General features: G+C 66.4%; 25 protein-coding genes. 15 read left to right on the top strand and 10 right to left on the bottom strand.

The window, feature by feature from the left end; genetic code table 11:
* Positions 1 to 46 precede the first annotated feature (46 nt).
* The 4 genes from ACODSM_RS10515 to ACODSM_RS10500 all read left to right on the top strand — a co-directional run bounded on the left by ACODSM_RS10515 (position 47) and on the right by ACODSM_RS10500 (position 4,030).
* Entirely contained in the window at positions 47 to 973 is a 927-nt protein-coding gene (locus ACODSM_RS10515) for an AAA family ATPase (RefSeq protein ID WP_488805219.1), read from the top strand.
* A gap of 10 nt (positions 974 to 983) precedes the next feature.
* Positions 984 to 2,198, top strand: coding sequence for a vWA domain-containing protein (locus ACODSM_RS10510; protein WP_476018495.1), 1,215 nt, complete (start codon positions 984 to 986; stop codon positions 2,196 to 2,198).
* Between the two features lie 96 nt (positions 2,199 to 2,294).
* On the top strand, positions 2,295 to 2,927 hold the full coding sequence (locus tag ACODSM_RS10505) for an SRPBCC family protein (RefSeq protein WP_476018412.1): 633 nt from the start codon (positions 2,295 to 2,297) through the stop codon (positions 2,925 to 2,927).
* A gap of 29 nt (positions 2,928 to 2,956) precedes the next feature.
* Positions 2,957 to 4,030 (top strand): XdhC family protein, encoded by a 1,074-nt coding sequence (locus ACODSM_RS10500; RefSeq protein WP_476018411.1) that lies wholly within the window; start codon positions 2,957 to 2,959, stop codon positions 4,028 to 4,030.
* 18 nt (positions 4,031 to 4,048) lie between these two features.
* Here ACODSM_RS10500 and ACODSM_RS10495 read toward each other — a convergent pair whose 3' ends face one another.
* The 5 genes from ACODSM_RS10495 to ACODSM_RS10475 all read right to left on the bottom strand — a co-directional run bounded on the left by ACODSM_RS10495 (position 4,049) and on the right by ACODSM_RS10475 (position 7,758).
* Positions 4,049 to 4,552 carry a low molecular weight protein-tyrosine-phosphatase gene (locus tag ACODSM_RS10495; RefSeq protein ID WP_488805218.1) on the bottom strand — a complete coding sequence of 168 codons (504 nt, stop codon included), beginning with the start codon at positions 4,550 to 4,552 and terminating at the stop codon, positions 4,049 to 4,051.
* Between the two features lie 18 nt (positions 4,553 to 4,570).
* The gene (locus ACODSM_RS10490; protein ID WP_488805217.1) at positions 4,571 to 5,260 is read right to left on the bottom strand and encodes a glutathione S-transferase family protein; all 690 of its coding nucleotides are present in this window, start codon (positions 5,258 to 5,260) and stop codon (positions 4,571 to 4,573) included.
* Between the two features lie 84 nt (positions 5,261 to 5,344).
* Positions 5,345 to 6,112 carry an MHYT domain-containing protein gene (locus tag ACODSM_RS10485; RefSeq protein ID WP_488805216.1) on the bottom strand — a complete coding sequence of 256 codons (768 nt, stop codon included), beginning with the start codon at positions 6,110 to 6,112 and terminating at the stop codon, positions 5,345 to 5,347.
* A gap of 240 nt (positions 6,113 to 6,352) precedes the next feature.
* The gene (locus tag ACODSM_RS10480) at positions 6,353 to 7,087 is read right to left on the bottom strand and encodes an Hpt domain-containing response regulator (RefSeq protein ID WP_488805215.1); all 735 of its coding nucleotides are present in this window, start codon (positions 7,085 to 7,087) and stop codon (positions 6,353 to 6,355) included.
* Complete coding sequence (locus tag ACODSM_RS10475; protein ID WP_488805214.1) at positions 7,084 to 7,758, bottom strand: excisionase family DNA-binding protein; 675 nt, start codon at positions 7,756 to 7,758, stop codon at positions 7,084 to 7,086. The genes ACODSM_RS10480 and ACODSM_RS10475 overlap by 4 nt, the downstream gene beginning before the upstream one ends.
* A gap of 148 nt (positions 7,759 to 7,906) precedes the next feature.
* Here ACODSM_RS10475 and ACODSM_RS10470 point away from each other — a divergent pair, with 148 nt between their 5' ends.
* From ACODSM_RS10470 to ACODSM_RS10455, 4 genes are all read left to right on the top strand, one after another.
* Positions 7,907 to 8,278, top strand: a complete 372-nt coding sequence (locus ACODSM_RS10470) for a response regulator transcription factor (RefSeq protein WP_015015228.1) — start codon at positions 7,907 to 7,909, stop codon at positions 8,276 to 8,278.
* Between the two features lie 77 nt (positions 8,279 to 8,355).
* The gene (locus tag ACODSM_RS10465; protein ID WP_083871677.1) at positions 8,356 to 9,051 is read left to right on the top strand and encodes an HD-GYP domain-containing protein; all 696 of its coding nucleotides are present in this window, start codon (positions 8,356 to 8,358) and stop codon (positions 9,049 to 9,051) included.
* Between the two features lie 67 nt (positions 9,052 to 9,118).
* On the top strand, positions 9,119 to 9,931 hold the full coding sequence (locus tag ACODSM_RS10460) for an ABC transporter substrate-binding protein (protein WP_488805213.1): 813 nt from the start codon (positions 9,119 to 9,121) through the stop codon (positions 9,929 to 9,931).
* A 1-nt stretch (position 9,932) separates the two neighbouring features.
* Entirely contained in the window at positions 9,933 to 12,470 is a 2,538-nt protein-coding gene (locus ACODSM_RS10455) for a sensor histidine kinase (protein ID WP_488805212.1), read from the top strand.
* Positions 12,471 to 12,567: 97 nt separating this feature from the next.
* Here the strand turns inward: ACODSM_RS10455 and ACODSM_RS10450 are convergent, their stop codons facing one another.
* The 5 genes from ACODSM_RS10450 to ACODSM_RS10430 form a co-directional block, all read right to left on the bottom strand.
* The gene (locus tag ACODSM_RS10450; protein WP_015015224.1) at positions 12,568 to 12,738 is read right to left on the bottom strand and encodes a hypothetical protein; all 171 of its coding nucleotides are present in this window, start codon (positions 12,736 to 12,738) and stop codon (positions 12,568 to 12,570) included.
* Positions 12,739 to 12,843: 105 nt separating this feature from the next.
* Positions 12,844 to 13,512: a histidine phosphatase family protein gene (locus ACODSM_RS10445; protein ID WP_488805302.1), complete on the bottom strand. Its 669-nt coding sequence runs from the start codon at positions 13,510 to 13,512 to the stop codon at positions 12,844 to 12,846.
* On the bottom strand, positions 13,490 to 14,458 hold the full coding sequence (locus ACODSM_RS10440; protein ID WP_060985682.1) for an MBL fold metallo-hydrolase: 969 nt from the start codon (positions 14,456 to 14,458) through the stop codon (positions 13,490 to 13,492). Before ACODSM_RS10440 ends, ACODSM_RS10445 begins: the two co-directional genes overlap by 23 nt.
* 330 nt (positions 14,459 to 14,788) lie before the next feature.
* Complete coding sequence (locus ACODSM_RS10435) at positions 14,789 to 15,157, bottom strand: hypothetical protein (RefSeq protein ID WP_488805211.1); 369 nt, start codon at positions 15,155 to 15,157, stop codon at positions 14,789 to 14,791.
* A 46-nt stretch (positions 15,158 to 15,203) separates the two neighbouring features.
* Positions 15,204 to 15,956, bottom strand: coding sequence for an IclR family transcriptional regulator (locus ACODSM_RS10430; protein ID WP_488805210.1), 753 nt, complete (start codon positions 15,954 to 15,956; stop codon positions 15,204 to 15,206).
* 89 nt (positions 15,957 to 16,045) lie between these two features.
* Here ACODSM_RS10430 and ACODSM_RS10425 point away from each other — a divergent pair, with 89 nt between their 5' ends.
* The 7 genes from ACODSM_RS10425 (at position 16,046) to ACODSM_RS10395 (ending at position 22,556) form a co-directional block, all read left to right on the top strand.
* Positions 16,046 to 16,876, top strand: a complete 831-nt coding sequence (locus ACODSM_RS10425) for an SDR family oxidoreductase (RefSeq protein WP_488805209.1) — start codon at positions 16,046 to 16,048, stop codon at positions 16,874 to 16,876.
* Positions 16,877 to 16,909: 33 nt separating this feature from the next.
* Positions 16,910 to 18,259 (top strand): flavin-containing monooxygenase, encoded by a 1,350-nt coding sequence (locus tag ACODSM_RS10420; protein ID WP_488805208.1) that lies wholly within the window; start codon positions 16,910 to 16,912, stop codon positions 18,257 to 18,259.
* A gap of 4 nt (positions 18,260 to 18,263) precedes the next feature.
* On the top strand, positions 18,264 to 19,199 hold the full coding sequence (locus ACODSM_RS10415; protein ID WP_082753407.1) for a bile acid:sodium symporter family protein: 936 nt from the start codon (positions 18,264 to 18,266) through the stop codon (positions 19,197 to 19,199).
* Positions 19,196 to 20,206 (top strand): SDR family oxidoreductase, encoded by a 1,011-nt coding sequence (locus tag ACODSM_RS10410; RefSeq protein ID WP_488805207.1) that lies wholly within the window; start codon positions 19,196 to 19,198, stop codon positions 20,204 to 20,206. The genes ACODSM_RS10415 and ACODSM_RS10410 overlap by 4 nt, the downstream gene beginning before the upstream one ends.
* A gap of 14 nt (positions 20,207 to 20,220) precedes the next feature.
* Entirely contained in the window at positions 20,221 to 21,120 is a 900-nt protein-coding gene (locus tag ACODSM_RS10405; RefSeq protein WP_488805301.1) for an EamA family transporter, read from the top strand.
* Positions 21,121 to 21,150: 30 nt separating this feature from the next.
* On the top strand, positions 21,151 to 21,771 hold the full coding sequence (locus ACODSM_RS10400) for an ABC transporter ATP-binding protein (protein WP_488805206.1): 621 nt from the start codon (positions 21,151 to 21,153) through the stop codon (positions 21,769 to 21,771).
* A 143-nt stretch (positions 21,772 to 21,914) separates the two neighbouring features.
* Complete coding sequence (locus tag ACODSM_RS10395; protein WP_488805205.1) at positions 21,915 to 22,556, top strand: LysE family translocator; 642 nt, start codon at positions 21,915 to 21,917, stop codon at positions 22,554 to 22,556.
* Positions 22,557 to 22,687 lie beyond the last annotated feature (131 nt).

Here is a 22,687-nt window from a genome sequence, read left to right as displayed (position 1 = left end):
GCTAGCGCTAGAAGAATATGCGCTAGCAGCTATGAATTGGATAGCAATGAACTCGTTGAACGCCGCGCCGGTTCCGGCTTCCATCGACGCCCTGGTGCAGGCCCTGCAAAGCGTGGGCTATTTTGCCGACCGTCGCCTGGCCACGGCGGTGTTTCTGGCGCTCAAGCTGCAGCGGCCTTTGCTGCTGGAGGGCGAGCCCGGCGTGGGCAAGACGGCGCTGGCCAAAGCCCTCTCGGAAGTGCTGTCGCGCAGCCTGATCCGCCTGCAGTGCTACGACGGCCTGGAGCAGCGCGAGGCGCTGTACGAGTGGAACTACGCCGCCCAGCTGCTGCACATGCGCGCGGCCGAGGGGCAGGGCGGTGCCGACATGGCGCAGGTGGAGCGCGAGGTGTACCAAGACCGCTACCTCATCCGCCGCCCGTTGCTGCAGGCGCTGCAGGCGCCAGCACCGGGCGCCGTGCTGCTGATCGACGAAGTGGACCGCGCCGACGAACCGTTCGAGGCCTTTTTGCTCGAGTACCTGGGCGAGTACCAGGTGAGCATTCCCGAGATCGGCACCGTGCGTGCAACGGCCACGCCGGTCACCATCCTCACCAGCAACCGCACGCGCGATCTGCACGACGCCGTCAAGCGCCGCTGCCTGTACCACTGGCTGGACTACCCCGAGCGCGAGCGTGAGCTGGCCATCGTGCGCGCCCAGGTGCCGGGTGCGAGCGAGGCACTGGCCGTGCAGGTGGCAGAGTTTGTGGGCCGGCTGCGCAGCCAGCCTTTTGCCAACGCGTTCCAGCGCGCACCGGGCATTGCCGAGAGCGTGGAATGGGCCAAGGCGCTGGTGGCGCTGGACACCCTCGTGGTGGACCCCGAGGTGGCGTCCGATACCGCAGGCATCCTGTTCAAGCAGCGCGAGGATGTCGCGGCGCTCACCCGCGACATGGCGGTGCAGTTGCTGCAACCCGCCGATGTCGATGCATGAGAGCCGTCCCATGGCCGAGGGTGCGATGTTCTCTCAACTCGGCGATGCCCGCACCGGCAAGCTGGCCGACAACCTGAGCGGCTTTGGCCGCACGCTGCGCCGCGCGGGTGTGCGGGTGGACGCTGCCCGCATGGCGCTGGCCCAGCAGGCGGTGATGCTTGTGGGCCTGCAGCGCGAGGATTTCAGCGCTGCACTGGAGGCCGTGCTGGTCAGCCGGGAGCAAGACCGCATGGTGTTCCGCGAGCTGTTTGACGCCTACTTTCGCAACCCCAACGTCGCGCAGAAGCTGCTGGCACAGATGCTGCCCAGCGCCGAGTCCAAGGCCGAGCCCGTCAAACGCCGCCCGCGTGTGAGCGAGGCGCTGGCGCCGGTACGCGCGGCACGCAACGCGCCGCCCGCGCGTGAAGAAGACAAGATCGAATTCGATGCCGCCATGACGGCCAGTGACCTGCAGCGCCTGCGGCAGGCTGACTTCAACCAGCTCTCGGCCAGCGAATACATCCTGGTGGAGCGCTTGGCGCGTGATGTGCCTTTGCCCTTGCCGCACTACGCCGCCCGCCGCACCCGGCCGGGCGCACGCGGTAGCCGCCCGCACTGGCCCGGCGCCATGCACCATGCGGCGCGCAGTGGGGGCGAGGTGCTGCACATCCCCTTGCTGCAGCGGCGCCAGCAACCGCTGCCACTGCTGGTGCTGGTGGATGTGTCGGGCTCCATGGAGCGCTACGCGCGCTTGCTGCTGGCCTTTTTGCACGCGGCCACCGCACCGCGCCACACCGGCGCCGCCGTGCGCCGTGACGTGTTTGCGTTTGGCACCGGCTTGACCGACCTCACGCCCGCCTTCCGCCTGGCCGACACCGATGCGACGCTGGAGATGGCCAGCCACGCCATCACCGACTTTGCCGGGGGCACCCGCATGGGCGACAGCCTGGGCCAGCTGCGCCTGCAGCATGCACGGCGCCTGGTGGGGCGGCGGACGCTGGTGCTGTTGATCAGCGACGGGCTGGACACGGGCACGCCCGAGGTGCTGGAGCGCGAGCTGGCCTGGCTGCGGCGCCACTGCGGTCGCCTGCTGTGGCTTAACCCCCTGCTGCGCTACGAGGGCTATGCCCCCACGGCGCGCGGTGCGTCGGCCTTGCACCGCCAGGCCCACGGCATGGTTGCGGTGCACAACCTGAGCCATCTGAAGGACCTGGCCGCCAGCCTGGCGAGCGTGCTGCGGCAATGACGGCGCCGTGCCCCACGCCGCACCGAGTCCAGCCACGCAGCGGACCGATTGAATTCCCACAACATCCACACCATTTGAAAATCGAGAGGACCCACCATGGAAATGCAAGCCAGCCGAACCCTTGCCGTCAGCCAGCAACAGGCCTGGGAGGCGCTCAACGACCCCGAAGTGCTCAAGCTGTGCATTCCTGGCTGCGATAAGGTCGAGCCCACGGGCGAGAACCAGTACTCGGTGGCCATGGCGCTCAAGATCGGGCCCGTGTCGGCCAAGTTCGCGGGCAAGATCACGCTGTCCGACATCGTGCCGCCCGAGAGCTACAACATCGCCTTTGACGGCTCCGGCGGCGTGGCGGGCTTTGGCAAGGGCAACGCCCAAGTCAAGCTGGTGCCGCTCCCCGCCGATGCGGCCGGGCAGGCCAGCTGCGAGCTGCACTACACCGTGCACGCCTCGGTGGGCGGCAAGATTGCGCAGCTGGGCCAGCGCCTCATCGACGGCGCCGCCAAGAGCATGGCCGAAGACTTCTTCAAGCGGTTTGACGACGAGATGCAGCGCCGCTTTCCGCGCGCTGAAGCCCCTCCAGCAGACGCATCGGCCAGTGCCGATGCCATCACCCAGCCAGGCACCGTGGAAGAGGGCAGCGCCACCCAGGGTGGCGGTATCCCTGCGTGGGTGTGGGGTGTTGGCGTGACGGCCCTCGTATTGCTGGCCTGGTGGTTCAATCGGGGCTGATTGCTCGGGGCAGCGGAAGGAAGTGAGTCATGGAAAATTTGGACGTCGTCGTGCTGCGCACGCTGCAGGGCTGGCGGGCCACGGGGCGCCGTGCGCTGCTGGCCACGGTGGTGCGCACGTGGGGCTCGTCGCCCCGGCCGGTGGGCTCGATCATGGCACTGTGCGAGGACGGCGCGGTGGTGGGGTCGGTGTCGGGCGGGTGCATTGAAGACGACCTGATCGACCGCCACACACGCGCCTATGCACAGGCGGGTGCGGCGGCAGACGGTACCGACCACCGCATCCCCAGCGGCCCGCCATCGTTTGTCAAATACGGCGTCAGCGCCGACGAGGCCCACCGCTTTGGCCTGCCCTGCGGCGGCACGCTGGAGCTGCTGCTTGAGTACGACCCTGATCCCAACCTGCTGGCGGACCTCATTGCCCAGCTGGCCGCCGGGCGCCTGGTGCAGCGCACCGTGCGCCTGTCTGACGGCGCCGTGACCCTGGCACCCACCCAGGCCCCCGAGGATCTCAAGGTGGATGCACAGCAGCTCACCAACACCTTCGGCCCCGAGTACCGCATGCTGCTCATCGGTGCGGGGCAGCTCACCGAATACCTGGCCACCATGGCCTTGTTCAACGGCTTTGCCGTGACGGTGTGCGACCCGCGCGAGGAATACCGGGGCAGTTGGAGCGTGCCCGGCGCCACGGTGGTGAGCGACATGCCAGACGATGTGGTGCTGGCCTTCAAGCCCGACCGCCGCACCTGCGTGGTGGCCCTCACGCACGACCCCAAGCTGGACGACCTGGCGCTGCTGGAGGCGCTGAACACCGAGGCGTTCTACGTGGGCGGCATTGGCTCGCGCCGCAACAACGAGGCGCGGCGGGCCCGCATGATCGAGCACTTCGACCAGACCGAAGCCAGCCTGCAGCGCCTGCGCGGGCCCATTGGCATCTACATCGGCAGCAAGACACCACCCGAGATTGCAGTGAGCGTGATGGCCGAGATTTTGGCCGTGAAGAACGGCGTGACCTTGCCGCGCGATATGGAAGTGGCCCAGGCCAAGAACGACCGGGAGCTGGCCCACAACGACCCGGGCGCCCTGGTGTGCGGCGTGCGGTAGCTCGGGCCGTCCCGGTGGTCAGTGCTGCACTGGTGGCACCTGGGCCTGCAGCTGCCGCTGTACGTGCCTGAGCAGCCCTTCGCAGGCGTCTTCTACCAGATCCAGCACCTCTTCAAACCCCTGGCTGCCGCCGTAGTACGGGTCGGGCACCACCGGGCTGTCGAACTGCAGGCAGAACTCTGTCATGCGCCGCAGCTTGTGCGCGTGTGCGGGTGGGCACAGGTCTTGTGCCAATGTGAGGTTGTCCCAGTCCATGGCCAGGATCAGGTCGTAACGCGCAAAGTCCGCATCCGTGATCTGTCGGGCCCGCAGGTCCGACAGGTCATAACCGCGCTGCGCCGCGTGGCGCTGGGTGCGGGTGTCGGGCGGCTCGCCGGGGTGGTAGTTGTGCGTGCCGGCTGAGTCCACCACCACGCTGTGCGCCAGGCCGCTGTGGGCGATCTTGTGGCGGAACACGCCGTGGGCTGTGGGGCTGCGGCAGATGTTGCCCATGCACACAAACAGGATGGCGTAGCGCGACATGGTGATGGCCGTGTGCGTTCAGGCCTCGATCACCACCGGGCCGCCCTTGGCAATGCCGCGCTGGTAGGCCGGGCGGGCATGCATGCGTTCCAGGTAGGCCTGCAGGTGCGGGCAGCGGCTTGCGTCGTTGGCGCGGGACATCAGCGCCTCCACCGCAAAGCTCATCTGAAAATCCGCCATGGTCAGGTGCTCCCCGGCAAACCAGCGGTGGGTGCCCAGGTGCTCTTCAATGAATGCCAGCGCCGTGTCCACGTTGGGGTCGATGAGCTTTTGCTGCACCGTGCCGCACAGGGCGCGCGCAATGGGCTTCACGAAGAAGGGCATGGGCTGGGTGGGGATGGTCTTGAACACCAGCTTCATCACCAGCCAGTTCATCAGCGAGCCCTCGGCATAGTGCATCCAGAAGCGGCACTGGCGGTGTTCGGTTGTGCGTGGCTGGGGCTGCAGGTGGGCCAGGTCGCCCCGGGCCTGCTCGCCGTAGGTTTCTACCAGGTACTCGATGATGGCGCCTGATTCGGCAATCACCTCGTCGCCATCCGTGATGACCGGTGACTTGCCCAGGGGGTGAATGGCCTTGAGCGCCGGTGGGGCCAGCTTGGTGGCCTTGTCGCGCGCGTAGATCTTGAGCTCGTAGGGCACGCCCAGCTCTTCCAACAGCCAGAGAATGCGCTGCGAGCGCGAGGTTTCGAGGTGGTGCAGGGTGATCATGGCCGCCATCTTATTGAAGAGTGGACCGAATCCACCCTGCCTCTGTCCATGTTTTTTGCGCGAGCTTTGCCTGGTTCGGTGGGTTCAGGCGGTGCGGCGCCGCTGCTGCCCGATGGAGCGCTGCATCCACTGCACGTACAGGTCTACAGAAATAAGCACAGCCATTGCAAAGGCGCAGGCGGCCACGGTGGGACCCAGGCCCAGCGAGCTGACCAGCCCGGGGCCCTGCACGGTGGCAAAGCGGTTGGGGGTGGTGCAGATGAACTCGGCCGCGCCCATGCCGGTGTAGTGCATGGCGCACACGGCAGCGGCCATGAGCAGGGCGGCCCCTGCGCGGCTGGGCATGCTGCGGGTGTTGAAGGCCAGCCACAGGGCGGCCGTGCCTGCTGCCACCGCGATGAGCACTGAAAGCGCCACGGTCCGCAGGTCCCAATTGATGTAGCCGCCAATCTTCATGCCGTACATGCCCAGGTAGTGCATGCCCGCCACACCAAGGCCCAGCAACAACCCTGCGCCCAGAATGCGTGCCAGGTCCCGAGGCGCCTTGGACACGACGATGAGTGCGGCCGAGGTGCAGACCACGGCAGCCACCAGGGACACCGCGCTTTCGACGATGCCGTAGCTGCTGGCCACATCCAGCCGCAGCGCCACCATGCCCACAAAGTGCATGGACCACACGCCGATCCCACCCAGGGCCACACCCGCCGTGACTGCGGCTGCGCGGTTCAGCGAGCCGTCCTTGTGGCGGATGCGGCGCGTGACCATCAGCGCGATCAGTGAACCGATGAACGCCAGTGCGAACGAGGCGGCGACGAGGTGGGGGCGGTATTCGGAGACAACGGTGGAGTCCATGGAGATCTGCCTGTGAGGGGTGAAAGGGGCGTTTCACACCGCTCAGGGAGCAGTTGAAACCAATTGTTTTCATATTAGACCAATTGGTTATTTTTTGCTCTGAATGGTTATTTTGGAGAAAAGTGGTGCCGTCCCCCGATGGGGTGGGTGTTTTCAGGTGGGGGTGGCTGGGTGAGAGATCGCCCGCTGTCGGACCTCTGCAAGGCCACGCGGTGGGCCCGCAGCGCCGCTGGCCCCGGGTCAGAGCTGCAGGAGAAACGCTCGCAGCAGGCGCCAATGTTCCAGGCACGCCTCGGGGGCAGACTGGGCGGCCGCGTTTTCCAGCTGGCGTGCGCGCACGCTCTGGGCTGGGTGGCCGAGGGTGAGCAGCACGGTGGCCAGGCTGTGTGCCAGGCGCCGCGGCGCGGGCCAGTCTTGCGCCGTGCAGGCGGCCTCGCCTTGCCGTATGTCGGCCGGGAACTGCTGCAGGCAGCTGGCGCGGTAGGCCTTGAACAAAAACTCGTCGCCCGCAAAGTGGGTGGCAATGGCCTGCGCCTCATCGTCGGCCGCTTCATCGGCCAGCGTGGTGGTTGCGGCTGGCACGTTGGCAGGGGGCTCGGCCACCAGCGCCAGCGCATCGGTCACGCAGGCCTCCAGCTCTGCCACCGACGCGGGTTTGGACACCATGCGCCACACCTTCATGGCCTGCAGTTGTTCGCGCACGGGGGGTGTCAGGCCTGCGCTGAACACCGCGACTGGAATCCGGCGGCCGTGCAAGGGCTCTTGCAGTAGCCGCTGCACAAGGTCAATGCCGGACTCGCCGGGCAGCATGAGGTCGGTGATGATGAGTTCCACCCCCCCGGCGTGCAGCGCCTGCATGGCGTCCGGCACATTGGCGCAGGTCACCAGCTCGATCGGAAGCTCCTCCAGCGCCATCTGCACAAAGCGTGCGATGGAGCTGTCGTCTTCCACCAGCAGGACCTTGGGCGTGCTCATGCGGGCACCTGGGCCTGTGGAATACACGCTGCCAGTGCGCTCGGCAGCTCGGCCACCAGTCGGGGTTTGTGAATGACCTTCACGCCCTGCAGGGCGAACGCGTAGGGCTCGCGCTGCTGCTCGTCGAGTGAGGTGACCACGATAAGGTGGCTGCGCGCAAACTGAGGGTGCGAACGCAGCGTGGTGATCAAGGTGGCGCCGTCAATGCCCGGCAGCAGGATGTCCACGATCAGCACCTCGGGCTGTATCTGCCCATACAGCGCCAGACCGGTGATGCCATCGTTTGCCACCTGCAACTGCACACCCGGAAAGTGTTGCTGCACGATGAGGCCGACCAGATTCTGGAAATGGATCGAGTCTTCAATCAGCAGGATCTGCGGCGCGCGCCCTTTGGCGGGGGCCACGAGTGGTGCCAGAGGGGGGCGGCTGGCCACCGGCGTGCCGGCTGCGGGTGCCGGGGCCGCGCCCGCAGCGCCGTGGGCGGTCATCCAGCGTTCCACCGATGCGCGGGAGATACGGCGATGTCCGCCCGGCGTCTTCCAGGCCTCCAGCTCGTTGCGGTCCACCATCAGCTGGACGGACCGTACGGCCATCCCCAGCATCTTGGCGACTTCGAGCGTTGTGTAGTGGTCGGCCATGGCGCGCTCCGCGAGGGAATGGTCAGATTGCATAGATCGCGCATTTTCTCCTAATTTTTTCAAACACGTGTCTTGTATTTGATAAAAATGATTGATATGATTCTATCAATGGCAAAAAAACACCCTGATCTGTGCTTTTTTGTATTTCCAAGCCGACCTCTGCCCCACAAGGGTTCCCGCCATGAAAAAGATTCTCATCGTCGAAGACCACATCGATATCCGCAAGCTGCTCAAGATGACGCTGGAGTTTGATGACTTCGAGATCCACGAAGCCGCCACGGGCGACGCGGGCTGGGTGCTGGCCCAGGAGCTGCAGCCGGACATCGTGCTGCTCGACGTGATGATGCCGGGCACCCTGAACGGCCTGGATGTGTGCCGCCGCATCAAATCGGCCCCGGGCATGCGCCACACCAAGGTGATCATGCTGACGGCCCGGGTGCAGTCGGATGACCGGGCGGCAGGTTTCGCGGCAGGAGCCGACGACTACCTGATGAAGCCCTTCAGCACGCTGCAGGTGCTGGAGACCATCTACCGCATGGAGGCAGCGCAGTGACTTCGCTCCCAGTGCTGGAGCCTGCGCCCCAGGCGCCGCCAGACACGCGGTGCTTTGACGAGGCCGCAGCGGCGCAGATGGAGCGTTTTGTGCGTGACTTCGGCCGCATGTACCGGGAGCGCAACGAAGCGCTGCGCGAGGTCACCCGCGCACACCACGCGGCACTGCTGCACCTGTCGGCCGCCGCAGACCTCAAAGACGATGACACCGGCGTGCACATCGTGCGCATCGGCTATCTGGCCGAGGCCTTGGCCCTCGCGCTGGGGCAGACGGTGGGCTACGCCCGCATGCTGCGCAAGGCGGCGCCCATGCATGACATCGGCAAGATCGGCACCCCGGACAGTGTGCTCAAGAAGCCCGGCAAGCTCACCCCGGAAGAGCGCCAGACCATGAACTGCCATGCCGCCATGGGTGCCGAGATCCTCGGGCGTTCGCAGATTCCCGTCTTTCGCATGGCGGCCGAGGTGGCGCTCACGCACCACGAACGCTACGACGGCCAGGGCTACCCTGCAGGCCTGGCGGGCGATGCCATTCCGCTGTCGGGCCGCATCACGGCCGTGGTGGACTTTTTTGACGCACTGACGATGGACCGGGTGTATCGCCCCGCCTTCACCGTGCCGGTGGCGCTGGAGATGCTGGCAGCCGAGCGTGGGCGCGCGTTTGACCCGGTGATCGTGGACACGTTTTTGGCGCATGCTGCGGCCATTGACGCACTGCGGTGCAAGATCACGCAGGAATGCCCGTCGTTCGATGCACTGATCGATGCGCCCTGACCCTTTTTTGGCCGCTCTGCGGCAGGCCACTGTGGGTACGGTGGTTGGATTGATTCAAGGATTCCCCATGATGATGACGATGATGCAGTGGCTGAAACCGGGGGCACGTGCCATCACCCGCCTGCTGCTGGCGGCGTGCGCCACCAGCGCGCTGGCAGGGCCTGTGGCCGACCGGGTCCAGAGCCAGTCGGTGCTGCGCGTGTGTGTGTGGCCGGACTACTACGGCGTGACCTTTCGCCACCCGCGCACGCAGCAGCTGGGCGGCATCGACATTGACCTGTCGGGCGAGCTGGCGCACGATCTCAAGGCCCGGGTCGAATACGTGGACTCTTCCTTTCCCACCCTCATTGATGACCTGAACCAGGACCGTTGTGACGTGGCCATGTTCGCCATTGGCATGCTGCCCCAGCGCATGGAGAAGCTGGCTTTCACCCAGCCCTATATGCGCAGCGACATCTACGGCATCACAACCAAGACCAACACAGTCATCAAGCAGTGGGCCGACATCGACAAGCCGGGCGTGCTGGTGGGTGTGCAGGCAGGCACGTTCATGGAGCCCATCATGGCCCAGCGCCTCAAGCAGGCCACGCTGGTGCGCATCCAGTTGCCCGCAACCCGGGAGCGCGAACTGACGGCCGGGCGCATTGACGTGTTCATGACCGACTACCCCTACAGCCGGCGCCTGATGGACAACGCCGACTGGGCCCGGCTCATCGAGTCGCCCGAACCGTTCTCGGTGCTGCCCTACGGCTATGCGGTCAAGCGCGGCGACGCGGCGTGGCTGGCCACGGTCGAGGCCTTTGTAGCCCGTATCAAGGCAGATGGCCGCCTGCAGCGTGCGGCCTCCCAGAACGGCCTGAGCGCCATCGTGGTGCGCTGACATGGCAGCTCTTCAGCCTCTCTCCCGGCGCTGGGCTCGACTGCGCGCGTGGGTGTTGCAGACCAGCCACCTGGTCCTGGTCATCGGGGGGCTGTCGGCATTGGCGGCGTTGGTGGGGGTGGGTGCGTTGGCCGTGAACGACTTTCGCACGGTGCGCATCAGCCACCAGAACCATGCGGCCATGCTGGCCCGGGTGCTGGAGGACCAGGCCACGCGCACCATGCAGACGGCCGAGCTGGCTCTGGAGTCACTGGCCACATCGCCCGCCCTCACGGCCGTGGCCTCCGAGCCCCGGCGCATGCAGGACGCCCTGGGCCAGGCACTGGCCGCACTGTCGTTTCTTCGGGGGCTGGCCGTCGTGGACCCAGGCGGACGGGTGATTGCAAGCACAACGCCGGGCGATGCCGAGAGTTTTGTGGATCTGGCCCAGTTGGGCCCGCCGGTGGCGGTGGGGCGGACGGTGCAGGGCGGCCTCACGCCGGGCCGCAGTCTGCAAAGCGTGCGCCTGGGGGGCAAAGAGGTGGCAGCGCCTGCCGGGGTGGCTTTCATCCCTGTGATGCATGGCTACAAGACGGAAGCCGGGCAAGTGCTGGTGCTGGTGGCCTTGGTCAACCCTGATTCGCTGTCCAACTTTCAGCACCTCACGCTGGAGTCCGAGATTTTTGATTCGGTGGTGACGGCGTACAACGGCCAGGTGCTGGCGACCTCGGGCACAGCGGCGGCGCTCGCAGGCGCGCGGGTGAATCACATCCCCGTGTTCAGCCAGTTCTTGCCCCGGCAGGAGCATGCCACCTACCTGGGCGCGGGCGTGCTGGGCGAGCGGCAGATCGTCAGCTTTCGAGCCTCGGCCGCCTTGCCGCTCGTGGTGGTGGTAGAGACTTCGTACCAGGCCGTTGTGAAGAGCTGGCTGGCGGACGCCAGAGCGTTGCTCGGCATTGGCCTGGCCCTGGTGGCGCTGGTGCTGGTGTTGACCGTTGCGATATGGCGGGGCATCCGCACCCGTGAGCGGGCGCGGCTGGCCATTGATGCGGCGCAGGCCCGCATTGCCCGTAACGAGCGGGACCTGTCGGTGCTCATGCGCAGCGTGCAGGAGCTGATCTTTCGCACCGATGCCCAGGGCGTGATCACCTATGTGAACGCCCACTGGACCGTCATGACGGGCACTTCCCCCGACCGCGCCATTGGCAAGCGCCTGCACGATCTGGTGGAGCCGCAAAGCCGCAACGAGGTGGTGCGGGCCATCGACCCGCGATCGCCCGATGGCGTGCGGGTGTGCCAGGTGCTGTCCCGCTCTGCGGCGGGCAAAGAGATGACGTTCAAGGTGGCAGTGGTGCCCTTGGTGGCGGCCGGGCGCGTGATCGGTTTCGCAGGCAGTGCGGTGGATGAAACCGAACGCTGGATGGCCCAGCAGCAGCTGCAGGCGCAGATTGCTTTCCAGGATCTGCTGCTGGAGACCAATCCGCTGCCCATCTCTGTGACCGATGCGCAGGACCGCTTTGTGCGCGTGAACAAGGCGTGGGAGGAATACAAGGGCCGCGAGCGCGTCACCGTGCTGGGCAAGGCTGTGGCCGAATGCCTGCCCCCTGACGAAGTCAAGGTGCACCAGTCGGCCAACAAGCAGTTGCTGCGCTGGGGTGGACGGACGCTGGTGGAAACACAGGTGCGCCATGGCGATGGATCGCGCCGCGATACGCGCCTGGCCAAGGCGGCCATTGCAGATGAACATGGCCAGGTCACCGGCGTGCTCACTATCTTGATGGATGTGAGCGAGTTCCGCGAGGCCGAGCGCGCTACCCAGGAGGCCCGCGATGCGGCCGAAGAGGCGTCACGTGCCAAGTCGGAGTTCGTGGCCAACATGAGCCACGAGCTGCGCACCCCACTGCAGTCCATTCTGGGCTTTGCCGAGCTGGGTATGTTGCGTGGCCGCACGCAGCCCAAGCTGGCGGGCATGTTTGAAGACATCCATTCCGCAGGCCAGCGCATGCTCACGTTGGTGAACGACCTGCTGGAGGTCTCCAAGCTGGAGAGCACGGTGGGGACCTTCCACATGGAGCGCATCGACCTGCGCGGTGTGGTACGCCCCGTGATCCGCGAACTGGAGCCCTTGCTGGAGCGCAGCCATCTGATGATGGATTTGCGTATGCCCGACCTTCCGTTGGTGGCCAAGGCCGACCCGCTGCGCTTTCAGCAGGTGATCCGCAATGTGGTGGCCAACGCCATCAAGTTTTCCCCGCCCGGTAGCACCATCACGCTGGAGGGCTACGCAGACCCGCAGGGTCAGACGCACCTGGTGGTGCGCGATGAGGGCCCGGGCATTCCCCCATCAGAGCTGCACAGTATTTTTGAGGCCTTCGTGCAGTCCAGCAAAACCAAGGATGGCTCGGGCGGCACGGGCCTGGGCCTGGCGATTTGCCGCAAGATCGTCGAGGCCATGGGTGGGCGAATCTTCGCCGAGAACGTGCCCGCCAGCGGCGCCGCGTTCCACATCATTCTCCCCGCCAGAGGCCAGGCGGAAACCATGCCCGCGCCGCTGGAGTAGGCAGTGGCAATAGGCAGTGCAACGCCAACAAAAAAGCCCTCGGATGAGGGCTTTTTTGTAGATGCTGGCGGGACGCCATAGCGCCCCGGGTGGCCGATCAGCCGCCCTTGCGCGAACGCTTGCCAGGGTTCTTCTTGCTGCGCGTGGCGACACCACGCTCCAGGCTCACGCGCTGGCCGCGGCCGGGGGTGTTCAGCGTCACGCCGGGCAGTGGCTTGGGTTGGGGGGTGCGCTTGCGGTCTGCTTCGGTGACGATCTTGTTGCCCATGATTGGTCTCTGAGAAAGTGGAGAAAAGGGTCATATTAGGCCACAGGTGCAGCGCGGGCCCCAAAAGGGGTAGCACCACGCCCTGCAAGGAAAGGGGCTGAAGCTTCAGTCAGGCAGGGTCCAGCGCGCCAGAACCTGCGGGGCAGCGCCGCCCTGGTGGCGCAATATGAGTGCCTCGCCCGAGCGCGTGCTGTCCTGCGCCAGGTCGGCCTGCACAAACATGTGGCTCACCCACACTTCAAACCGGCCGCTGCGTGCGGAGACGGCGGTCAGCGCGTCGCGCAGAGCGCGCAGATGGGCCGCTCCGGTCGTCTCGGGATAGCCCCGGGGCGAGCCCAGCGGCGCCCAGACCTGGGGTGCGCCGAAGGCCAGCGTGGCGGTGTCGATGCACCGGCACCACGGGCTGGACAACACCTTGCCGGGTTGCAACTGCCGCGCCTGAAACCATTCGCCAATGCGGCGCGCCTGGGCCCGGCCTTCGTCGCTCAGGTTGCGCTGGGTGCCGCAGTCGCCCAGACGGAAGCCCGGCGGATCGAACGTGCCAGGGGCCAGCGCATGGCGGAATAGCGCCACCACGCCCCCCTGGCGCAGCAAGGCTTCTGCTCCCGCCTCCTGGGCGGCCCAGCTCTGCAAGGCTGCGACACCCAGGGCTCCACCCACGGCGCCCGCCGCGCCCCTGCCCAGCAGGGTGCGCCGCGTGAGGCGTACGCCGTCCGCACCCGCCGTACCGCCGGCAGCGTCGATGTCTGTATCAGGCCGCAGGCTGGAAGGCATAGCCATTGCCCGATGCCGCCATGCGGCCAAACGCGGGGAACGGGAAGTGGAAGCCACCCAGCATGGCGTTGCTGGCGGTGATGCGGGCAAACACTTCGCGCCGTACCTTGCGGGCTGCCTCGGCATCCATGTCAAAGGTCACGGCCCAGTCGGGGTTGCGCGCGAACAGCGCGGGCACGTTGGTCAGGTCTGCCACATAAAAGAAGTTCTGGCCTGCCGACTTCAGCTCAAACAGCGTGTGGCCCGGCGTGTGGCCATAGGCGGCCACGGACTGGATGCCCGGCGCCACTTCGTTGCCCGCTTCAAACCGCACCAGCGTGTCGGCTGGCATGGTGGCGAAGGTGCGGCGCGCGTTCTCGAACGCGCCCTTCATGCCGGCCGGAGCCGCCGCCATGCGCGCATCGTCCATCCAGAAGGCGTGTTCCGCCGCTGGCACCATCACCTTGGCCTTGGGGAAGGTCCATTCACCTGCCTTGTTGCGCAGCCCGTTGATGTGGTCGCCATGGAAGTGGCTGATGAGCACGGTGTCGATGTCCGAGGCCTGCATGCCAGCGGCACGCAGGCTGTCGAGCAGCTTGCCGGTGGTGGGGCCGCCAAACTCGCCCAGCCCGGTATCGATGAGGATCTTGCGCGCCCCTGCCACCACCAGAAACGGGGTGTAGGGCACGTCGATGTAGTCGGTGGGCAGATTCTGCGATGCGAGCAGCGCACGCACCTCGGCCAGCGGCGCGTTCTTCACGAACTCTTCGCCCAGGGGGCGGCGCGTGATGCCGTCGTTCAGTGCAATCACTTCCACATCGCCCACCTTCATGCGCCTGAAGCCTGGGCTGGGCAGGGTGGGCGTACCAAAGTTGGGGGCGTTCTGAGCCCAGACGGGCACGAACGAGCCTGCAGCGTAAACGGTGGTGGCCAGGCTTGCGCCCAGGAAGTGACGGCGTGACAGCATGAAACTCTCCAGTCTCGGGTTGAACTAATGAGTCGCAACTGTAACGCCGGACCTCATAAAGGCGTGGCCTGGAGCACTAACCTGTTTGCAACGTGGGGCTTTTTGTCGCTAATTGGGGATAAGCATGTCCTGCATCACTCCCTGCGGTCTGTGATAGCGCGGCCTCGGGCCATCCGCTGCGTTGCTTTTCTTGCCAATAGCCGGGCTATTGGCTGCAAAAAGACGCCTTGCGGACTGTCCCGATCCGCACTATCACCGACTCGCGAGGGTGATGCAGGACATCCTTGACCCTTTGGTCTGGCTTGGGGAGACGGGTCGTGAAGAGGAGGCTCATTCCATCTCAAAGGCTTCGCGCAACGCGGTGCAGAAGTCGCTGCTGCCGCTGAGGGTCAGGGTCAGCGTGGTGCGTGGTGGCGCGGCACTGCCTGTGGTCGTGTGCAGTTGCCCGGCCGCTTCGTCAAAGGACAAAGTCAGCGGGCTCTGCACTTCGTGCACGCCATGCAGGTCGTAGTGCCACGCGCCGCCGTCTTCCAGCGGTGCGCAGGCACCAGGCCAGTGTGCATGCGCCCAGGCCAGCACGGCGGCGATCTCGCTCTGCAAAGCAGGCAGTTGGGCGGGCAAGACGCTGGCCATGGCATCCAGGGTGCCGTTGCCATCAGCGTCTTCGCTGTAGTCAAAGTCGAGGTAGTTCAGTGGCATGGTGAGAGCAGATGGTGAATGCGTTAGGGGTTTGCCGCGTGATGGCTCAAGCCCAGGTCCGGCCCAGTGCCTGTGCGGCTTCTCCCAGCCGGGGTACCAGTTGCAGCGCCCGCGTCAGTGGCATGCGGGCAGAAGGTGCCTGCAGTGCCACGGCGCTGCGCACCTGCCGCCGCCCGCCCGCCATCACGGGCACGGCCACGCAGACGAGGCCGTCCACAAACTCCTCGGCGTCCGTGGCATAGCCTTGCCGCAGGATCTGCTCCAGTTCGGACTCCAGAGCGGCGCGGTCGGTCAGGGTGGTGGCCGTGTGGCGGGTGAGGGGCAGACCGTCGAGGATGGCGGCCCGGCGTGCGGGCGACAGGTGGGCCAGAAACAGCTTGCCGCTGGCCGAGCAGTGAATGGGCACGCGGGTGCCGGGCCGCAATTCCATGCGCAGCGGAAAGGCTGACTCCACCCGGTCCAGGTAGATCACTTCGGCGCCGCTCAACGCCGTGAGGTTGCAGCTTTCGCCAATGTCAGCCACCAGTTGCCGCAGCACGGCGTGGCGCACCCCATGCTGGGTGCCCGCGCTCAGCGTGCTTTCTGCCAGGCGCAGCAGGCGCGGGGCGGGGGTGTAGCGCCGCCCGTCGGGCTCGCGTGCCAGCAGGCCGCCTGATTCCAGCTGGCCAAGCATGCGGTGCACGCTGGGCTTGGGCCAGCCGGTGGTCTCGATGGCATCGCCCAGGCTGAAGGGCTGGCCGTGCGCGCACATCGTTTCCAGCAGTTCAAACAGGCGCAGACTGGGCGGCGTGTTGGTCATAAATCTCGGAATTCGAGACGAATTCATAAAACATTTCGGGATTATTCAGCATTGTGGCTAAGCTGCAAACCCAATTCACCGGGAGCTTCATGACCGCCTCTTTCCAGAACGTAGTGCTCACCGGCGCCTGTGGCGGGCTGGGCCAGGCGCTGGCGCGCGAGCTGATCGGCCAGGGCGCTGCCCTGGCGCTGGTGGGCCTGAACCGGCCCGTGCTGGAGACCCTGGCCGCGCTGGCGCCAGAGCGCTGCACCGTCTATACGCCCGATGTGGCCGACACCACCGCGATGCAGGCCATGGCCGCCGACTGGATGGGCCGGCGTGGGACGCCGGACCTCGTCATCGCCAATGCCGGGGTGGCCGGTGGCTTTGACACCGCCCATGCCGACGACCTGGCCGTGATGCGGCGCATGCTGGAGATCAACCTGCTGGGCGCCGCCACCACCTTCCAGCCCTTTTTGGCAGCCCTGCGTGCGCAGCGGCGCGGCGCGCTGGTGGGGGTGGCCAGCATTGCGGGCTGGCGGGGCATGCCGGGCAATGGCGCGTACTGCGCCAGCAAGGGCGGGCTCATCCGTTACCTGGAGAGTCTGCGTGCCGAGCTGCGCGGCGATTCCATCGTGGTGAGCACGGTCAGCCCTGGCTACCTGCGCACCGCGCTCACGGCAGGCAACCGTTTTGCCATGCCCGGCCTGATGGAGCCCGAGGACGCCGCGCGTGCCCTGCTGGCCGCTGTGGCCCGGGGGCGCACCCACATCGTGTTGCCCGCGCGCATCGGTTGGCTGGCGCGCCTGTTGAACCTGTTGCCCGACGCCCTGCACGACCGGCTGCTGCTGGGCGAGCCACGCAAGCCGCGCGTGGGCGAGGCGGGGGCCACCGCCATTCCGGGGCTGCCCATGCGCGCCGACAAGAACATCGACACCTGAGAGAGAAAACAGCGAATGACGACAACAACAACGATGCCGGAGACAAGCCCTGCAACGCCCGCCGCGCAGGACCTGCGCGGCCACATCGCCCTCATCGGCGCCGGCCCCAGCGGGCTGGCCGCGGCGCGCAACCTGCAGAAGCTGGGTGTGCCTTTTCAGGGCTTTGAAGCACACACCGATGTGGGCGGGCTGTGGAACATCGACAACCCGCGCAGCACCGTCTATGAATCGGCGCACCTGATTTCGAGCAAGCACACCACGGAGTTCACCGAGTTCCCCATGCGCCCCGAGGTGGCCGACTACCCAAGCCACCGGGACATGCGCCAGTATTTCTTCGACTTTGCAGAGCACTTTGGCCTGCGCCAGCACTACTGGTTTGGCACGCGCGTGCTCCGGGTCGAGCCGGTGGGCGAGGGCGCTGCACCGCTGTGGCGCGTGACGTGGACGCAGCACGGTGGCCCCGCGCAAACCGCAGAGTTCAAGGGCGTGGTCATTGCCAACGGCACGCTGGCCGAACCCAGCATGCCGCGCTTTGAGGGGCACTTTGACGGGGAGCTGCTGCACACCAGCGCCTACAAAAGTGCCGAGCTGTTCAAGGGCAAGCGTGTGCTGGTGGTGGGTGCGGGCAACTCGGGCTGCGACATTGCTGTGGACGCGGTGCACTACGCACGCAGCGTGGATATCTCGGTGCGGCGCGGCTATTACTTTGTGCCCAAGTACGTGTTCGGCAAGCCTGCAGACACGCTGGGCGGCAAGTTCAAGATGCCACCCTGGCTCAAGCAGAAGGTGGACAGCGTGGTGCTGCAATGGTTCACCGGCGACCCTGCGCGCTTTGGCCTGCCCAAGCCCGACTACAAGATGTACGAATCGCACCCGGTAGTCAACTCGCTGGTGCTGCACCACCTGGGCCATGGCGACATTCACGTCAAACCCGACATCGCGCGTTTGGAAGGTCACACGGTGCACTTCAAGGACGGCAGCGCGCAGGACTACGACCTGGTGCTCTGCGCCACCGGGTACAAGCTACATTACCCCTTCATTGACCACAGCCTGCTCAACTGGCAGGGCATGGCGCCGAAGCTTTACCTCAACATCCTGTCACCCCGGTTCGACAACTTGGCCGTGATGGGCATGATCGAAGCCAGCGGCATCGGCTGGCAGGGCCGCTATGAGCAGGCGGAACTGGTGGCGCGCTTCTTCAAGGCGCAGGCCGAGGGCTCGCCGCGCGCCGAGGCCCTGCGCCAGGCCAAGGCCGGGCCGCCGCCCGATCTGTCGGGTGGCTTCAAGTACCTCCAGCTCGAACGCATGGCGTACTACGTGCACAAGGACACCTACCGCAACGCGGTGCGCGCTGCTGCTGCAGCCCTCGCCAAAAAGGACTGACGCCATGCTGCCTGTGGACGAAATACGCCTCAACTTCAACCCCGCGTCGCTGGTGGTGCTCAATGGGGTGCTGGGTTTTCTCATGTTCGGCATTGCGCTGGATACGCGCGTGGCCGACTTCAAGCGCGTGCTGCGCATGCCGGGTGCCATGGCGGTGGGCATTGCCGCGCAGTTCATCGTGCTGCCTGCGGTGACCTTTGTGCTCACGCTGTTGCTCAAGCCCGGGCCCAGCATTGCGCTGGGCATGATCCTGGTCGCCTGCTGTCCGCCAGGCAATGTGAGCAATATCCTCACCCATCGCGCGGGGGGCAATGTGGCGCTGTCGGTGTCGATGACGGCCATCTCCAACGCGCTGGCCATCGTGCTCATGCCGCTCAACTTTGCGTTCTGGGGTGGCATGCACCCCACGGCGGCGCCGCTGCTGCGCAGCATTGCGCTCGACCCGCTGGAGATGGCGGGGCACATTGTGGTGATTATCGGGCTCCCCTTTGTGCTGGGCATCCTGTGTGCCGAAAAGCTGCCGCGCCTCACGCAGCGCGTGAACAAGCCCGTGCGCATCCTCAGCTTTTTGTGCCTCATCGGCTTCATCGTGGGCGCGGTGGCGGGCAACTGGCGCTACTTCCTCGACTACGTGGGCCTAGTGCTGCTGGCTGTGGCACTGCACGATGCGCTGGCCTTCGGCACCGGCTACGCCTGCGCGCGGCTCAGCGGCTTGCCAGACTACGACCGGCGTGCCGTGAGCATCGAGGTGGGCATTCGCAATGCAGGCCTGGGCCTGGTGCTGATCTTCAGCTTCTTTGGCGGGCTGGGCGGCATGGCCGTGGTGGCGGGCGTGTGGGGCTTCTGGGACATCATCGCGGGGCTGACTTTGGCGAGCTGGTGGGGGCGCAGGCCGGCGCAGATACCGCCGGCCGACACCCTCCGGGAGCAGCGCACATGACTGGCGTGGTGTGGGAAAGCCGCCGCATTCTGGTCACCGGCGCAGACGGCTTTCTGGGCCGCAGCGTGGTGGCTGCACTGGCGCGTGAAGGGGTCAGGACCATCGTGGCGGCCGATGTGCGTGAGGTGCCTGCCGAGCGCCGCCTGCCCGGTGTGACCTACCGGGTGCAGGACGTGCGCGACCCTGCATTGGCGCAGACGCTGGCGGACCATGCCATCGACAGCGTGGTGCACCTGGCGTCCATCGTCACGCCCGGCAAAGGCTCCAGCCGCGAGTTTGAATATTCGGTGGACGTGCTGGGCAGCCAGAACGTGATGGATGCCTGTGTGGCCACCGGCGTGAAGCAGTTGGTCGTCAGCTCCAGTGGCGCGGCCTACGGCTACCACGCCGACAACCCCGCGTGGTTGCGCGAGCCGGACGCGCTGCGGGGCAACGAGGTCTTTGCCTATTCGCACCACAAGCGGCTGGTGGAAGAGATGCTGGCGCAATACCGCACGCAGCACCCGGCGCTGGCGCAGACGGTGCTGCGCATCGGCACCATCCTGGGCGAGCGGGTGGACAACCAGATCACCGCCTTGTTTGAAAAGCCGCGCCTGCTGGCCATCCGGGGCAGCGAGAGCCCGTTTGTCTTCATCTGGGACGAAGACGTGACCGGCGCCATCCTGCATGCGCTGCGCACGCAGCGGGCGGGCTGCTTCAACCTGGCGGGCGACGGTGCCTTGCCCTTGCGCGAGATCGCCCGGCGCCTGGGCAAACCTGTGCTGGAACTGCCCGCCGGGCTGCTGCGCACGGTGCTGGCCGTGGGCTCCGCGCTCGGCGTGAGCCGCTACGGTCCCGAGCAGCTCGACTTTCTGCGCTACCGGCCCGTGCTGCTGAACACGGCCCTCAAGGAGGTGCTGGGCTATGTGCCGGGCAAAAACAGCGCCCAGGCGTTTGAGGCTTTCGTTGCTGCACGGGCGCGGCTGGGCCGCCCGGTGGCGGCGGGCGCATCGGTGGCTGCCGCATGAATGCGCCTGTGGCTTTGAGCCGTGGCGACTTGTTGCGCGCCCTGGCGGTGGTGGTCATCTGGGGGCTGAACTTTGTGGTGATGAAGCTAGGCCTGCAGGGCCTGAGCCCCATGCTGCTGGGCGCGCTGCGCTTTACGGCGGCATCGCTGCCTTTTTTGCTCTTCGTGCCGCGTCCGGCTTTGCCCTGGCGCTTTGTGGTGGGCTACGGGCTGGCGCAGGGGCTGGGGCAGTTCGGCTTTCTTTTTCTGGGCCTGCAGCTGGGCATGACGGCGGGCATGGCGTCGGTGGTGATGCAGACCCAGGCGTTCTTCACTTTGCTGCTGGCCGCGCCATTGCTGGGTGAGCGTGCCAAGCCCTGGCAGTGGGGGGGCTTGTTGCTGGCGTTCGGCGGCTTGATGACCATCGGCCTCGCGCATGGCGAGGGGTCGGGCCAGATGACGCTGGCGGGGTTTGTGCTCACCCTCGGCGCCGCCTTCATGTGGGCGGTGTCCAATCTGGTGGCGCGCCGCGCGGCACAGGCCGGGGCGTATGCGCCGTTTCCGTTCATCGTGTGGAGCAGCGTGGTGCCCATCGGGCCGTTCTTTGTGCTGGCGCTATGGAGTGAAGGCTCCACCGCCGTGTGGGCACAGCTGCAGTCTTTGAATGGCACCGGCTTGCTGGCCGTGGCCTACCTGGCCTTTTTGGCCACGCTGCTGGCCTACACGCTGTGGACGCAGCTGTTGCAACGCCATGCGGCGGGGCGGGTCACGCCGTTTTCGCTGCTGGTGCCGGTGGTGGGGCTGTGGGCGGCTTATGCCTTTCTGGGTGAAACACCGGCGCCTCTGCATTGGTTGGGCGCAGCCGCAGTGCTCTGCGGGCTGGTGGTGAACCAGGTGGGAGGCTTGTGGTGGGCCCGGCGTGCTGCAGCTTCCTAGAATGTTCGCTTTCCGCATCGAGGAGACAGGGTGGCTGAGAGCGTGTTTTTGTGGGTGAAGGGGTTGCGGTTTGCGTACCCGGAGTGTGCAGTGCTGGACAACCTGTCGCTGGCCTGGCCCCCGGGCCTGGCTCTGGTGCGGGGTGATGAAAGCACCGGCAAGACCACGTTGCTGCGTCTGCTGGCTGGCGAGCTGACGGCGCAGGCTGGCAGCATCACGCTGCAAGGGGTGGACCTGAACCAGGCCGCCAAGGCCTCGGCACCACGGGTCTTCTGGGCGGACCCGCGATCCAGCGAGTGGGACCCTCTCACTGCCAGGGGTTGGCTCGACAGCCTGCCCGCACGCTACCCCCAATGGGATGTGGCAGCCTTGGTGGAGCACATCGACGGGTTCAGCCTGCACGAGCATCTGGACAAGCCTTTCTACGCCCTGTCCACCGGCAGCAAGCGCAAGGTGCTCATGGCAGGGGCCTTGGCCTCGAATGCATCACTGACCTTGATCGACGAGCCCGTGGGGGGCCTGGACAAGCCCTCCATTCGCTACCTGGGGCAGGCCCTGGCATCCCAAGCGGCCAGACCAGACCGCCTGACCGTGGTGGCGCATTACGAAGCCCTGTCCGATGTGCCCTGGGGCTCGGTGCTGGATCTGTAAGAACCTGTTCAAAGGCGTTGTGAGGTGGTAGAGGGCGCCTTGGGGGCATGTGCCCTGGGGTCGGCCGTGTAGGCAGGGTCTGCCTTAGACTGCGGTGCTGACCGTTCCCCCTCACACACGCCTTACCCTGCAAGGACTGTCCCATGGATGCGCTGCTATTTGTTCCGGTTGCCATCGCCATCTCGCTCACCCCGGGGCCCAACAACTTCTGTGGCCTCAACAACGGCATCCGCGCAGGCGTGGGCCCCGCGATGATCGCCACGGTGGGCCGGGCAGCGGCGTTCGCGATCTTTCTGACGGTGTCTGCGGTGGGGCTGGGGGCGATGCTGCTGGCGTCCGAAGCGGCGTTCACTGCGGTGAAGTGGGTGGGAGCTGCGTATCTGTTCTGGCTGGGCTGGAGGGCCTGGCACAGCCGCGAGTTCAGCGGCCTGGCGCTGGAGGATGCACCTGGCAGCGGCCAGGCATCGGGTCAACCGGCCCAGTTCGATCTGCGTGCTCTCATCGCGCAGGAGTTTTTGCTGGGCATCACCAACCCCAAGGCGATCATCCTGTTCGCGGCGATCTTTCCGCAGTTCATCGACCCCGCGCAGCCTGCAGCGCGCCAGTTTCTGGTGCTGGGCTCCATCTATCTGGGCAGCGAATTCGTCTCGACGGCCGTGTACGCCAGCTTCGGGCGCCAGATCCGCCGCTTCATCCGCACCTCGCGCGGTGTGGCCCGCCTGAACAAGGCCACCGGCGGTTTCTTCATGGGTGCTGGCGGCCTTCTGCTGGCCACCAACCGCTGATTGCTGCCCCCTGGCGGGGCTGAGCCGATACATCGGTAAACCCCGCCCAAAGCGCGCGTAAATCCCCGGTAAAGGGTACCCGCCGGGCGGCAGCCCCGGGGGGTGCGCTGGCTACCATACCCGTTCGCTCA

Source organism: Acidovorax sp. FG42, assembly GCF_057809195.1.
Note: the sequence above shows the minus strand (reverse complement) of the source record. Positions and strands in the feature narration are given on the sequence as shown.

Coding starts and splice junctions, on each gene's coding strand:
- ACODSM_RS10515 (WP_488805219.1), top strand. CDS start 47: ATGAACTCGTTGAACGCCGCGCCGGTTCCGGCTTCCATCGACGCCCTG.
- ACODSM_RS10510 (WP_476018495.1), top strand. CDS start 984: ATGGCCGAGGGTGCGATGTTCTCTCAACTCGGCGATGCCCGCACCGGC.
- ACODSM_RS10505 (WP_476018412.1), top strand. CDS start 2,295: ATGGAAATGCAAGCCAGCCGAACCCTTGCCGTCAGCCAGCAACAGGCC.
- ACODSM_RS10500 (WP_476018411.1), top strand. CDS start 2,957: ATGGAAAATTTGGACGTCGTCGTGCTGCGCACGCTGCAGGGCTGGCGG.
- ACODSM_RS10495 (WP_488805218.1), bottom strand. CDS start 4,552: ATGTCGCGCTACGCCATCCTGTTTGTGTGCATGGGCAACATCTGCCGC.
- ACODSM_RS10490 (WP_488805217.1), bottom strand. CDS start 5,260: ATGATCACCCTGCACCACCTCGAAACCTCGCGCTCGCAGCGCATTCTC.
- ACODSM_RS10485 (WP_488805216.1), bottom strand. CDS start 6,112: ATGGACTCCACCGTTGTCTCCGAATACCGCCCCCACCTCGTCGCCGCC.
- ACODSM_RS10480 (WP_488805215.1), bottom strand. CDS start 7,087: ATGAGCACGCCCAAGGTCCTGCTGGTGGAAGACGACAGCTCCATCGCA.
- ACODSM_RS10475 (WP_488805214.1), bottom strand. CDS start 7,758: ATGCAATCTGACCATTCCCTCGCGGAGCGCGCCATGGCCGACCACTAC.
- ACODSM_RS10470 (WP_015015228.1), top strand. CDS start 7,907: ATGAAAAAGATTCTCATCGTCGAAGACCACATCGATATCCGCAAGCTG.
- ACODSM_RS10465 (WP_083871677.1), top strand. CDS start 8,356: ATGGAGCGTTTTGTGCGTGACTTCGGCCGCATGTACCGGGAGCGCAAC.
- ACODSM_RS10460 (WP_488805213.1), top strand. CDS start 9,119: ATGATGATGACGATGATGCAGTGGCTGAAACCGGGGGCACGTGCCATC.
- ACODSM_RS10455 (WP_488805212.1), top strand. CDS start 9,933: ATGGCAGCTCTTCAGCCTCTCTCCCGGCGCTGGGCTCGACTGCGCGCG.
- ACODSM_RS10450 (WP_015015224.1), bottom strand. CDS start 12,738: ATGGGCAACAAGATCGTCACCGAAGCAGACCGCAAGCGCACCCCCCAA.
- ACODSM_RS10445 (WP_488805302.1), bottom strand. CDS start 13,512: ATGCCTTCCAGCCTGCGGCCTGATACAGACATCGACGCTGCCGGCGGT.
- ACODSM_RS10440 (WP_060985682.1), bottom strand. CDS start 14,458: ATGCTGTCACGCCGTCACTTCCTGGGCGCAAGCCTGGCCACCACCGTT.
- ACODSM_RS10435 (WP_488805211.1), bottom strand. CDS start 15,157: ATGCCACTGAACTACCTCGACTTTGACTACAGCGAAGACGCTGATGGC.
- ACODSM_RS10430 (WP_488805210.1), bottom strand. CDS start 15,956: ATGACCAACACGCCGCCCAGTCTGCGCCTGTTTGAACTGCTGGAAACG.
- ACODSM_RS10425 (WP_488805209.1), top strand. CDS start 16,046: ATGACCGCCTCTTTCCAGAACGTAGTGCTCACCGGCGCCTGTGGCGGG.
- ACODSM_RS10420 (WP_488805208.1), top strand. CDS start 16,910: ATGCCGGAGACAAGCCCTGCAACGCCCGCCGCGCAGGACCTGCGCGGC.
- ACODSM_RS10415 (WP_082753407.1), top strand. CDS start 18,264: ATGCTGCCTGTGGACGAAATACGCCTCAACTTCAACCCCGCGTCGCTG.
- ACODSM_RS10410 (WP_488805207.1), top strand. CDS start 19,196: ATGACTGGCGTGGTGTGGGAAAGCCGCCGCATTCTGGTCACCGGCGCA.
- ACODSM_RS10395 (WP_488805205.1), top strand. CDS start 21,915: ATGGATGCGCTGCTATTTGTTCCGGTTGCCATCGCCATCTCGCTCACC.